The 13129-nt window shown below is 30.1% G+C and carries 8 protein-coding genes; 7 read left to right on the plus strand and 1 reads right to left on the minus strand.

Translation table 11 applies throughout. The annotated features are described in order from the left end of the window. Window positions 1–7 precede the first annotated feature (7 nt). On the minus strand, window positions 8–1918 hold the full coding sequence (locus AJ939_RS00330) for an autotransporter outer membrane beta-barrel domain-containing protein (protein ID WP_410002381.1): 1911 nt from the start codon (window positions 1916–1918) through the stop codon (window positions 8–10). 660 nt (window positions 1919–2578) lie between these two features. Here AJ939_RS00330 and fdhD point away from each other — a divergent pair. From fdhD to putP, 7 genes are all read left to right on the plus strand, one after another. Then, on the plus strand, window positions 2579–3361 hold the full coding sequence (fdhD, locus tag AJ939_RS00335) for a formate dehydrogenase accessory sulfurtransferase FdhD (protein WP_052794950.1): 783 nt from the start codon (window positions 2579–2581) through the stop codon (window positions 3359–3361). Continuing rightward, on the plus strand, window positions 3354–4091 hold the full coding sequence (locus AJ939_RS00340) for a winged helix-turn-helix domain-containing protein (protein WP_002870865.1): 738 nt from the start codon (window positions 3354–3356) through the stop codon (window positions 4089–4091). Before fdhD ends, AJ939_RS00340 begins: the two co-directional genes overlap by 8 nt. Before the next feature lie 107 nt (window positions 4092–4198). Then, window positions 4199–6301, plus strand: coding sequence for an aspartate chemotaxis receptor CcaA (ccaA, locus tag AJ939_RS00345; protein WP_070275956.1), 2103 nt, complete (start codon window positions 4199–4201; stop codon window positions 6299–6301). A gap of 109 nt (window positions 6302–6410) precedes the next feature. After that, complete coding sequence (gene yedF, locus AJ939_RS00350) at window positions 6411–6983, plus strand: sulfurtransferase-like selenium metabolism protein YedF (RefSeq protein ID WP_070275957.1); 573 nt, start codon at window positions 6411–6413, stop codon at window positions 6981–6983. 10 nt (window positions 6984–6993) lie between these two features. Continuing rightward, window positions 6994–8016, plus strand: a complete 1023-nt coding sequence (gene selD / locus AJ939_RS00355; protein WP_079860378.1) for a selenide, water dikinase SelD — start codon at window positions 6994–6996, stop codon at window positions 8014–8016. Between the two features lie 130 nt (window positions 8017–8146). Further along, window positions 8147–11635: a proline dehydrogenase family protein gene (locus AJ939_RS00360; protein WP_070275958.1), complete on the plus strand. Its 3489-nt coding sequence runs from the start codon at window positions 8147–8149 to the stop codon at window positions 11633–11635. A gap of 17 nt (window positions 11636–11652) precedes the next feature. Beyond that, a complete protein-coding gene (putP, locus tag AJ939_RS00365; protein WP_070275959.1) occupies window positions 11653–13122 on the plus strand; it encodes a sodium/proline symporter PutP in 1470 nt (489 codons plus the stop codon). The last annotated feature ends 7 nt before the right edge of the window (window positions 13123–13129 follow it).

Genomic DNA, 13129 nt, shown 5'->3' on the forward strand with positions numbered 1-13129 from the left:
TTTAAGATTAAAATTTATACTTAAGTCCTACTTGACCACTTAAGTAAGTTTCATTTTTATTATCTACTTTACCTGCTAGTATTTGTTTAGCACCAAAGCCAAGATTTATACTGAGTTGATTTGTAAAATCTACATTACCCCCTACGATAATTTGTCCGTATGTTTTTTTCTTGTTGTTAGCTTCTACGCTAGTAAAGAAAGCATTATTTACAGCTAGGTTAGCTGTGTAATCATCACCACTATTGATAACAAATTGTTCTATTTTTGGAGTTACAAAAATATAAGAGTTTTCATTCATATATTTTCTAAATTCAGCACCCATTTCAACACTTACAGAATTGTTTTTCATAGAATCAATATCTTTAGCAATAGCACCATTTTCTGTATGAGATGGAGTATAACTAAAATAATAATTTATCCCTGCAAAAGGTTTAATAAATAAAGTATTATCACTAAAGTCAAACACACGACCTACATTAGCACTAAATCCTAAGAATTTGCTTGTATAATCTGAGTTATATGCACCATCTGTTTGAATATTGTCTTGTTTAGTTGGAGAAACTTGAGCATAAGCTTTAAGATTAAGTTCCCATTGTGGAGCTATATTGATAGTAGAATACATACCTAATTGGAAGTTATCGCTTTTTTGTTCTAAATTATTGTCTTTGATTTTAGCATTTGCATAAGTAAAATAAGCACCCCATAAAACATTATCATTAGCTTGTTTATCTACCCCTACGGTAGCACCATACATTGCACCACTATCTCCATCGATAATGTTAGCACCACCAAAAGCATTAGCCCAAATACTATTGGTATATTCATTTACATAGCTTGGTCTCATATCACTATCTAAAGCAGCAAATTTAAGGCCATTCATTTTAGAAGCATAAGTTCCAAAAGGATTGTTTAGCATTGCTACACGAGAACCTATAGAAACATCATTAGAAATATTCATAGTGGTATTTACTGCACTAGAAGCTGAATTGAGATTGGATACAGATTTACCTGTATTGTCTGTGTCTTTTTTGATTTGTAGGGCTAGTTTTACACCGCTAAAACTTTTTAAATCTAGTCCTAAACCTTGATCTACAAGTTTGTCTGCGATTTCTCTAAGATTAAGTACAGCATTATATTCAGCACTTCCTTCTTTAAGGTTGTATAATTTTACTACTTCTTTGTCTAAGTTTGGATTGTTTTCGCCTTTTTGTATTATTTCATTTAATTTATTTTTTTGGTCTTCAAGCTGTTTTTTTATTTGTTCATTATCATTAAATTGTTTTATTAGTTTTTCTAGCATTTTTAAGTCAATTTTTAATTGAGTTAGAGTATTTTTTAAATGCTCAGTTGCTGTTCCATTTGCTACCAAGCATTTGCTAGATCCGCAATTTACTTCTTTTAAATTGTAATCTACTAATTCCATATCCAGCAAATTTTTATCAAGTGTTATACTTTGAAAGGTGTCTTGATTTTTATCTATATCGATATAATCACTTGCAAATTTGCCATATGAAGCTTCAGCTGTATTTGATGTGCTTATATCCTTATTAAATCCTTGTGCTTGGATTAAAAGTGTGTTTTTAGCAAGCAAATCTCTAAAAGATGTACCATTTACGCTAAATTTAGAATTAGTGATATTCGCATTATTAGCAACTTTTATAGAATAATTTTGCACTGCATAAGGATTGCCAAATTCAAAAAAGGTTTTGTCTGCATTTAAATTTCCATTTACGACAAGGTTATTTCCATATACAGATACTCTTGAGCCTTTTTGTGTATCATCTTCTACTAAATTAGTTCCGCTAAGGCTTAAATCTCCATTGAACACCGAGCCGCTTTGATTGACATATAAATTCATATCTTTAAGTATGGTTTCTTTAGCATTTACATAAAGATTTGCAATGTAAGAACTTTCCATACCAACATTTTCGATATTTAAAGTATTTTTATCACCCAAATCAAAGACATACTTAAATTCATCAGTATCGATATCTTTATCATCTGGATTTAAAAAGCTTTCATCATCAAATCTAGGAATGTTTGATTTTATGGTTAAATCATTGCCTTTTAAACTATCTCTATTTATTAAAACTACATCTTGCCCTTTAACTTCAAAATAATCTTGCAGATTTTTTCCGCTAATCCCATCTAGTTCTATTTCAGTTGGTGTTGTCTGAGTTTCAACTAAGGTATTTTTAGAATTTAAATCTACTGCCATTACATTGCTACAAAGTGCAGCACCTAAGCCAAAACCCACTAAAACTTTACTCGCCGAAAACGAAAGCTTCATAAATTCTCCTTATACAAAAAATAAAAAAACCATTATACCCCCCCCCATAAAAAAGAGCTTAAGAAGTAATTTTATAAAGAGAAAATTTTATTTTTGTTTTTAAATTTCAAATTGTTAGTATATTTTCACTTGAAGAGTTTAAAGAGTAAATTTATGTTTTTTTGATATAAAATGCTTTAAAATTCTTAAAAATTATAAATTAAATCCCTATTTTTTTATCAGTATTACTTTTAATTATGTTTTTTTGATATAATTAAATTTTTAAAATAACGCGAAAAGAGAAAGCTTATGGAACCCTTATTTACAACTCAAATTTTAAAATATAAAGGTGATGAATCTTTTACATGCGATGATACTTTAGTGCGTGAAATTAAGCTTGAAATTTTTATTAATGATGAAAGAGTAGGTGCTTTAATGGCAACTCCTGTAGATGAACAGGCATTAGCAATAGGGTATTTAATGAGCGAAAATATCATTGCGAAAGTAAGCGATATTGAGAACATAGAAACAAAAGATGATGGTATGAGTGTGCATATCAAAGCAAAGATTGATAAAGAAAATTTAGCAAAGCTTAATGCTGAAGGCGTAGTTATAAGTGGTTGTGGTAGAGCACATACTGCAAATATCGATTTAGAAGCCATTGAAGCAAGTAAAATTAGTTCTGATGTAAAATTTAGCAAAGATGAAATTTTAAAACAAATGAGTACTTTTTATACTCAATGTGAGCTTTATGAGAAAACAGGCTGTGTACATACGGCTAAGCTTTTTGTAAATGAGAAAACTTTTTTTATAGGTGAAGATATAGCTCAACATAATACCATAGATAAAGCTTTAGGAAAAGCACGTTTAGCTGGGGTTGATTTAAGTCAATGTTTTTTAATGGTTAGTGGAAGGCTAAGTTCTGAAATGGTAGCTAAAGCAGTTATGCATAAAATTCCAGTCCTTGTTTCACGCACGGCTCCTACTTGTTTAGGAGTTATGATAGCAAGAAAATTTGATTTAACGCTTTGTGGTTTTGCTAGAGAAAATAAGATTAATATTTATAGTGGAGAATTTAGAATTCATGGATAAAAACCAAGAAAAAGAAATCATCTCATACATGAGAGAATTGTTAAATAGTAATGAAAAATTAGATTGTGGTACGGCTTTTAAAATTGCAAAGAAATTTAATGTAAATATAGAAAAAATCGGACAATTAGCCGATGAAAATCACATGAGAATTGATAATTGCGAGTTGGGGCAATTTGGATATTTAGATTTTGAAAAAGCAAAGATTGAAGTGCTTAAAAAAATAGAACCTAGTTTAGATGAAAAGCGTAGAATTTTTTGTAAAGATGCAAGAGATATTGCTAAAGAAGGTTGTGGACTTAAAAGTATGCGTTCAGCTTTAAAAGCTTATAAGGTTGATGTAAAGTATTGTCAACTTGGTTGTTTTAAAGAAAAAAAAGGTAAGCAATTTATAGTAAGAACAAAAACTTGGATTGAAAATGCGGATGGAGATTTGCTTTTTGGACGAGGAAAAACAGAACTTTTAGAGCTTATCGGACAAACAGGTAGTTTATTGCATGCTTCTAAACTTATGGGGATTAATTATAAAAAAGCTTGGATGCATTTACAAACCTTACAAAAAAATTCTCAAGAAATTTTAGTTAGCACACGACAAGGACGCTCTAAAGAATCAGGAACAAAACTTACTCCTAGAGCTTTGGAATTAATGGAAAATTACTCTATTTTGCAAAAGGACATAGAAGAATACGCTAATAAACGTTTTAAAGAATTGTTTTTAAAAGGAAAAAAATAAATCTTCTATCAAAAAATACTAATACATAATATTTTTATAATTAATTAATATTATTTTTTAAAAAAATATGTTAAAATTAGAAACTAAATTTTTTTAGGAGTTGTAAGATGTTTAAATCTTTAAATATAGGTTTAAAACTTATTTTTTCTGTGGCAACTGTTGTTGTTATTGGACTTGTTATTTTAATTTCATTAATCACAAAACAAGTAAGTCAAAATATTACCAAAAATACAGAAGATATTCTTGCTTCTATCACGAAAGAATATGCTACCCAAACTCAAGGAATTTTTGGGGAAATGATCGCTTTAAATAAAAGTATTTCAGGTACTTTAACAGAAATGTTTAGATCAACCTCCAAAGAAGATTTAGATATAGATAATATAACAAATATTATAACCAATACTTTTGATAATAGCGCTTATTCTAATTTTACTTATTTGTATCTTATCGATCCGCCAGAATACTTTAAAGAAGAGAGTAAATTTTTCAATACTCAAAGTGGAAAATTTGTCATGCTTTACGCCGATGAAGAAAAGGATAATAAAGGCGGAATAAAAGCAATACAAGCTAGTGATGAAATAGCTAATTTGCAAGTTGTGCAAGATATATTAAAAAAAGCAAAATATGGGGAAAATAAAGTATATATAGGCCGTCCTATTAAAATGAATTTAGAAGGTCAAAATTTTGATGCTGTAAATATTGCTATGCCTATATTTGACCGAAAAAATCAAGTTGTAGGTGTTATCGGTATGACTTTGGATTTTTCGGCTATTGCTACTTATCTTTTAGACCCTAAGAGCCAAAAATATAATGGAGAATTAAGAATTCTTTTAAATTCAGATGGTCTTGTTGCAATTCATCCTAATAAAAATTTGGTTTTAAAAAATTTAAAAGATGTCAATCCTAACAAAGGTGCACAAGAGACTTATAAGGCTATGAGTGAAGGAAAAAATGGAGTTTTTAACTATATAGCTTTTGATGGTGATGATTCCTATGCTGCGATTAATAGTTTTAAAGTGCAAGATAGTTCTTGGACGGTTTTGGTAACTGCTCCTAAATATTCAGTTTTTGAACCTTTGAAAAAATTACAATTAATTATTATTAGCGCATCTTTTATTTTTATTTTTGTTGTTTTAGGAGTGGTTTATTATTGCGTAAGAAAAATTGTCGCATCTAGATTGCCTGTGATTCTTAGTTCTTTAGAATCATTTTTCCGTTTTTTAAACCATGAAAAAATTGAACCTAAGGCTATTGAAATTCGTGCCAATGATGAGCTAGGGGCAATGGGTAGAATCATAAATGAAAATATTGAAAAGATTCAAATATCTTTAGAACAAGATCAAAATGCTGTAGATGAATCAGTGCAAACTGCTAGAGAAATCGAAAAAGGTAATTTAACTGCAAGAATTACTAAAAATCCTATAAACCCTCAATTAGTAGAACTTAAAAATGTTCTTAATAGAATGCTTGATGTTTTGCAAAGTAAAATTGGTTCTAATATGAATGAAATTAATAGAGTTTTTGATAGTTATAAAGCGCTTGATTTTAGCACAGAGGTGCTTGATGCTAAAGGCGAAGTTGAGATTACAACTAATATTTTAGGTAAAGAAATTAAAAAGATGCTTGTAGCTTCTTCAAATTTTGCTAAAGATTTAGCCAATCAGTCAGAAGAGTTAAAAAATTCTATGCAAAAACTTGCTGATGGCTCTAATGCACAAGCGAGTTCTTTAGAACAATCGGCTGCAGCTGTAGAGGAGATTAATTCTTCTATGCAAAATGTAAGTGGAAAAACAGTTGAGGTTGCTTCGCAAGCTGATGATATAAAAAATATTGTCAATGTGATTAAAGATATCGCTGAGCAAACGAATCTTCTTGCTTTAAATGCAGCTATTGAAGCTGCACGTGCTGGAGAACATGGGCGTGGTTTTGCAGTTGTTGCAGATGAGGTAAGACAGCTTGCGGAAAGAACAGGAAAATCCTTATCTGAAATAGAGGCAAATATTAATATACTTGTTCAAAGCGTAAATGAAGTAGCAGAATCTGTAAAAGAACAAACAGCAGGAATCACACAGATTAACGATGCTATAGCACAACTTGAAACTGTAACTAAGGAAAATGTCGAAGTTGCAAATGTTACCAATAATATAACAAATGAAGTCAATCAAATTGCTGCGGCAATTCTTGAAGATGTGAATAAAAAAAGATTTTAAAAAAGCTCATTTTGAGCTTTTGAATTTTTTCCATATTGTTTAAAATTTTTAAACACAAAACAAGTAATAAAATAATATTATTTTTCAAAGCTAATATCAAGGAAAAATAATGAAAATTGATTGTTGCAATCTTTCTTGTCCTCAGCCTATAGTTGAAACAAAAAACGCTCTTGAAAAACTTCAAGAAAATGAAATTTTAGAAATTGTTTTAAATTCTATTATTTCAAAAAATAATGTTGTAAAATTTCTTAACTCTTTAAATTTAAATCCTATTATAGATGAAAATGCACAAGAGTTTTGCATCAAAGTGCAAAAAAAGAATTTTAATTCTAGTGAAGTAAATATTCACGATTATAATGTTTTATTTTTAAAAACCGACAAAGTGGGTGAGGGTGAATTGGGACAAAATTTACTTGTAGGATTTTTAAGTACCTTAAAAAATTTAGATCATGCTCCAAGTAAAATTCTTTGCGTAAATGAAAGTGTTTTAATCAATGTTGATGAAAATCATAAAGCACATTTAGCTATGAAAGAACTTGAAAATTTAGGTATTGAGATCATAAGTTGCGGAGCTTGTTTGGAATTTTTTAATAAAAGCAAAGAACTTAAAATAGGAAATATAGGCAATGCTTATGAAATTTTAAACGAGCTTTTTGGTAAAGCAAAGATTATTACTTTGTAAAGGAAAAACACTGCAATATAAAAATCAAAATTTAACGCATTTTGTTAAAGCAGCAGGCTGAGCAGCGAAATTAAGCCCGGGTGGTCTTAAAACAATTTTAAATTTCATGCAAAAAACCCCTGCCTTACTTAGCGATATTGGAAATAATGAAGATGCAAGTGTATATCAAATCAGCCGCGATTTAGCTTTGGTGCAAACGCTTGATTTTATCACTCCTATAGTAGATAGTGCTTATCATTTTGGTGCTATTGCCGCAGCAAATGCTTTAAGCGATGTTTTTGCTATGGGTGCAGAGGTGATTAATGCCTTAAATATAGTAGGTTTTGATACTTGTAATCATGATTTAAATATCTTAAAAGAGCTTTTAGAAGGTGCAAATGATAAGGTTCAAGAATGCAATGCTTTAGTTGTGGGTGGCCATACTATAGAAAGCACTGAGCTTTTTTTTGGACTTAGTGTTACAGGAAAAGTACATCCTAGTAAATTTATTGCTAATAATACTTCTAAAGTTGGAGATTGTATCATTTTAACCAAGCCTTTAGGAACAGGAATTTTAAGTACAGCTTTAAAGGCACAAATGCTAAATCAAAAACATTTAGATATAATGCTTAAAAGTATGATGGAGTTAAATTATAAAGCCAGTCAAATTGCTCTTAAATTTCACCCAAGCGCCATGAGTGATGTCACAGGTTTTGGACTTTTAGGTCATTTAAAAGAAATGCTAAATAAAAATATTTCTTTTGAAATTTTTGAAAGTGAACTTCCTTTTTTAGATGGAGTAAAAGAGTATTTTAATATGGGTTTAATTCCTGCTGGAGCTTATAAAAATTTAGAATTTATAAAAGAATTTATCCCTGATTTAAATGAAGAAAAATTATTACTTTGTGATCCGCAAACTTCAGGAGGACTTTTAATTTCTATAAGTGAAAAAGAATCCTTAGAATGTTTAAAAAAACTAGAAGATGAAAATATTCAAGCTAAAATTATTGCTAAGGTTGCAAATAAGCAAGAAAATGATATTATCATTTCTTAATTTTTGTTACTTATATACCCATTAAAATTTTTTTTATCATTTTTTATACATTTTCTATGATTTAAAATATTATTTTTTATCTTATTTATATATTATTTATTAAAATTTATTTTATCTTAGGAGATACGAAATGATACAAAAAGCTTTAGCCTTAGCTGAAGAATTGCAAGGACAAATAGAAGCTAATATTTTAAATTCTGAAAAAGAATTTCACTCAAAAATGCAAAAACTTCTTAATAATCCCAAAAATAAAGTTATGCTTATAGAACTGCTAGATCGTTCTTTTAGATGTAAAGATAAAAATGCAAGTTTTGAGCTTATAGAATATACTTTGAATAAATATGGTATAGCGGATTTTTTTAGCACCTTTGAAAAATTCCTACTTTTTAGTTTTTTAAATTTTGGTAAATTTGCTCCTAATTTAAGTGTACCTTTTTTTGTCAAACATTTAAGAGAAGATACTAAAGCCATGGTTCTAGATGCAAATCCTAGTGTTTTAGAACCACATATTAAGAAAAGAAAAGAGCAAGATAAAATTACCTTAAATGTGAATTTAATCGGCGAAGAGGTTTTAGGCGAAGCTGAGAGTAAATATCGTATGCAAAAATACGAAGAAGCCTTAAAATCAAGTTATATCACTTATATTTCCATAAAAATTACTACTATTTTTTCACAAATTAATATTATAGATTTTGATTATTCTAAAGAAGAGGTAGTAAAAAGACTAGATTATCTTTATGCTTTAGCCTTAGAAGAAGAGAAAAAACAAGGTGTATCTAAATTTATCAATCTGGATATGGAAGAATTTAGGGATTTAGAACTCACCGTTGCAGCTTTTATGGAAAGTGTGGCTAAATTTGATATTAAAGCAGGGATTGTTTTGCAAGCTTATATTCCTGATTCTTATGAGTATCTTAAAAAACTTTTTGATTTTTCAAAAGAGAGAGTTTTAAAAGGTATGAAGCCTATTAAGATCCGTTTTGTTAAGGGTGCTAATATGGAAAGTGAAGAAACTATTGCATCTCAAAAAGGCTGGGAACTTCCTACTTTTGACAAAAAAATAGATACTGATAGCAATTATAATAAAATGCTTGATTTTATTCTTGAAGGAGATAATTATAAATACATCAACATAGGAATTGCAAGTCATAATATCTTTGAGATTGCTTATGCTTATACACGCATAAGTGAAGTGGGTGCTTTAGATTCTTTTACTTTTGAAATGCTTGAAGGTATGAGCTTACAATGTTCTTATGAATTATCTAAAATGCATGATTTAATCCTTTATGCTCCAGTTTGCGATGAAGCACATTTTAATAATGCCATTGCTTATCTTGTAAGACGCCTTGATGAAAATACAAGTGAAGATAATTTTATGCGTTATTTTTTTAATCTTAAAGTAGGAGATAAAAACTGGAATATCCAAAAAGAACTTTTTTTAAAATCTTTAGAAGGCATAAGAACTCTTGATAACACTACGCATCGTAAGCAAGATAGAAATAAAGAATCAAATATCATGAGTTCTTATGAAAGTAAAAAATTTAGCAACGAAAGTGATACGGATTTTATTTTAGCGCAAAATAGAGCGTGGGCTAAAGAAATTAAAGCTAAGTATGAAAATTTAAAAGATTATGATGTTTATCCTGTTATAGGTGAGTTTGATTTTAAAGCAGAAAATTTAAATGTTTTAGAAGTTAAAGATAAGATTGAAGATAGAGTGATAGGAAAGGCTTATTTAGCAGGAGAAAAAGAAATCAAACAAGCTTTAGAAATAGCTAAAAATTCCAAATTTACACAAAAAAGTCATGATGAAATTTATCAAATTTTAGCCAAAAGTGCAAAACTTATGAGAGAAAGAAGAGGGGATTTGATAGGTTTGGCAGCTTTAGAAGTGGGCAAAACCTTTTTAGAGATCGATCCTGAAGTAAGTGAGGCTATTGATTTTATAGAGTTTTATCCGCACTCTTTAGAAGAGCTTAAAAAACAAAATCCAAAAGTTAAATTCACACCCAAAGGCATAGGGGTTACGATAGCTCCTTGGAATTTTCCTGTAGGGATTTCAGTGGGCACCATAGCTGCACCATTAGCTGCAGGTAATGTGGTGATTTACAAACCTTCTTCACTTTCAACCTTAACAGGTTATATGCTTTGTAAGTGTTTTTGGGATGCAGGTATTCCAAAAGATGCTTTGATTTTCTTACCTTCAAAAGGAAGCGATGTTTCTAAATATTTACTTGTTGATGAAGCGATTAAATTTTCAATTCTTACAGGGGGAGAGGATACTGCTTATGCTATGTTAAAAGCTAATCCAACCTTGCTTTTAAGCGCTGAAACGGGCGGAAAGAATGCGACTATAGTTTCTAAATTTGCTGATCGTGATAGCGCGATTAAAAATATCATTCATTCTGCTTTTAGCAATAGCGGTCAAAAATGTTCAGCTACTTCTTTGCTAGTCTTAGAAGAAGAGGTTTATAATGATGAAGAATTTAAAAAGACTTTAGTGGATGCTGCAAGTTCTATGGCAGTGGGCAACCCTTTTGAATTTAAAAATAAATTAGGTGCTTTAGCTGATAAGCCAAGTTCTAAAGTTCAAAAGGCTTTAGATGAATTACAACCTTATGAAGAATGGGCATTAAAACCTAAGTTTTTAGAGGATAATCCTTATTTGATGACTCCAGGCATAAAATACGGCACTAAAAAGGGTGATTTTACTCATATGAATGAACTTTTTGTGCCGATTTTAAGTGTGATGAAGGCTAAAGACTTAAAAGAAGCTATTGATATAGTAAATTCCACAGGTTATGGTTTAACTGCAGGTTTTGAAAGCTTAGATGAAAGAGAATGGGAGTATTTTCACACTCATATAGAAGCAGGAAATATTTATATCAACAAACCAACCACAGGGGCTATAGTTCTGCGTCAACCTTTTGGTGGGATTAAAAAATCTGCCATAGGTTTGGGTAGAAAAGTGGGAATTTATAATTATATCACTCAATTTTTAGAGATTAAGCAAGAAGATTTTGATGATCATTTAATTGAAGATAAATTTTCAAAAAAATTAGCACAAATAGATTTAAAAGAATCACAAGATTTTATGAACAATTTAATTAAAATGTCTCAATCTTATGCTTATCATTATAAAAATGAATTTAGTGTTTCAAAAGATTATGTCAATATTCGTGGAGAAGATAATCTTTTTTCTTATACTAAAATAAAGAATATGGTTTTAAGACTTTGTGGAAATGAAAGCTTAAAAGATGTTTTAGGGGTGGTTTTAGGTGCAAATATTGCAAATATTGATCTAAGTATCAGTTATGATGAACAAGATATTAGTATGATAGAACGAATTGTTCAAAGCATAGGAGCAAAAGTATTATTTTTAAAAGAAAATAAAGAAAATTTTATCAAGAGTATTAAAGAATATGAAAGAGTGCGTTATTTGGCAAAGCCAGATGTAAATGATGAGATTTATAAAGAGGCTGCAAAGCTTGCTAAAATCATCATAAGAGAAAAGCCATTGTTAAATGGTCGTTTTGAACTTTTAAATTATTTTAATGAAAAAGCTTTAAGTATATCTTTTCATCGCTATGGAAATTTAGGCATTAGAGCAATATCTTAATAATTAAGGAGAGATTGATGGAAGTAGTTCAAATTAATACCCCAATAGCAGTGATGTTTGTAGTTTATGCCTTATTGATGCTTTATATAGGTTTTTATTTTTATAAACAAAATAAAAATTCAGAAGATTATTTTTTAGGTGGGCGTACTATGGGGCCTGTGATATCTGCACTTAGTGCAGGGGCTTCTGATATGAGTGGTTGGCTTTTAATGGGATTACCAGGAGCTTTATATGTAAGTGGTTTTATAGATTCTTATATTGCAATTGGGCTTACTATAGGAGCTAGTTTAAATTGGATTTTTGTGGCAAAAAGACTTAGAATTTATACCAGCGTGATTGCAAATTCTTTGACTATTCCTGATTATTTTGAAACTCGTTTTGATGATGATAAACATATACTGCGCATCATATGTGCGGTGGTAATTTTGATATTTTTTACCTTTTATGTTTCATCAGGACTTGTAAGTGGAGCAAAACTTTTTGAAAGTACTTTTGGTATCAGATATGATTATGCTTTAACTACCGGAACGATTATTATTGTTGCTTATACTTTTTTAGGTGGATATAAGGCAGTTTGTTGGACGGATATGATACAAGGGCTTTTAATGATGATGGCTTTAATCATTGTGCCTTTGGTTATGCTTTATCATTTAGGTGGCTTTGGTGAAGCGATGAATATAGTAAGAGAAATAAAGCCACAAGCTTTATCTATGGGCGAAGGAGTAGGAGTTATAAGCATTATATCTGCACTTGCTTGGGGTTTGGGTTATTTTGGTCAACCACATATTTTAGTGCGTTTTATGTCGATTCGTTCTACTAAAGATATTCCTATGGCCACTTTTATAGGTATTGCTTGGATGGCGGTTTGTCTTTTAAGTGCTTGTATGATAGGTGTTTTGGGCATAGCTTATGTGCATAAATTTGAATTAAGTTTGCAAGATCCTGAAAAGATTTTCATCGTGATGTCGCAACTTTTATTTAATCCTTGGATAGCAGGTATTTTACTCAGTGCTATTTTGGCGGCTATTATGAGTACGGCAAGTTCACAATTGCTGGTTTCAAGTTCTACTATAGCAGAAGATTTTTATAAAAAGATTTTTAGAGAAGATGCGCCAAGTCATGTTGTATTAAATTTAGGTAAATTAGGTGTTTTACTGGTAGCTGTAATAGCGTTTTTGATTTCTACTGATAAAAATTCAAGTGTTTTGAGTATAGTTTCTTATGCATGGGCTGGATTTGGAGCTTCTTTTGGTTCTGTAATGCTTTTTTCTTTATTTTGGAGTAGGATGACAAGAGTAGGAGCGATTTTAGGTATGATAACAGGAGCTGCTACTGTGGTACTTTGGAAGAATTTTGCAAATTCGGGTCTTTATGAAATAGTTCCAGGGTTTTTAGCAGCTTCGGTGGTAATTATTATTGCAAGTTTGTTTACAAATGTAAGATCTGGAACTAAAGCAGCTTATGAAAAGATGTTAAAAGAGCTTTGAGAACAAA

Source organism: Campylobacter sp. BCW_6889 (genome assembly GCF_001762535.1).
Taxonomy (GTDB): Bacteria; Campylobacterota; Campylobacteria; order Campylobacterales; family Campylobacteraceae; genus Campylobacter_D; species Campylobacter_D jejuni.

Coding starts and splice junctions, on each gene's coding strand:
- AJ939_RS00330 (WP_410002381.1), bottom strand. CDS start 1,918: ATGGAAAGTTCTTACATTGCAAATCTTTATGTAAATGCTAAAGAAACC.
- fdhD (WP_052794950.1), top strand. CDS start 2,579: ATGGAACCCTTATTTACAACTCAAATTTTAAAATATAAAGGTGATGAA.
- AJ939_RS00340 (WP_002870865.1), top strand. CDS start 3,354: ATGGATAAAAACCAAGAAAAAGAAATCATCTCATACATGAGAGAATTG.
- ccaA (WP_070275956.1), top strand. CDS start 4,199: ATGTTTAAATCTTTAAATATAGGTTTAAAACTTATTTTTTCTGTGGCA.
- yedF (WP_070275957.1), top strand. CDS start 6,411: ATGAAAATTGATTGTTGCAATCTTTCTTGTCCTCAGCCTATAGTTGAA.
- AJ939_RS00360 (WP_070275958.1), top strand. CDS start 8,147: ATGATACAAAAAGCTTTAGCCTTAGCTGAAGAATTGCAAGGACAAATA.
- putP (WP_070275959.1), top strand. CDS start 11,653: ATGGAAGTAGTTCAAATTAATACCCCAATAGCAGTGATGTTTGTAGTT.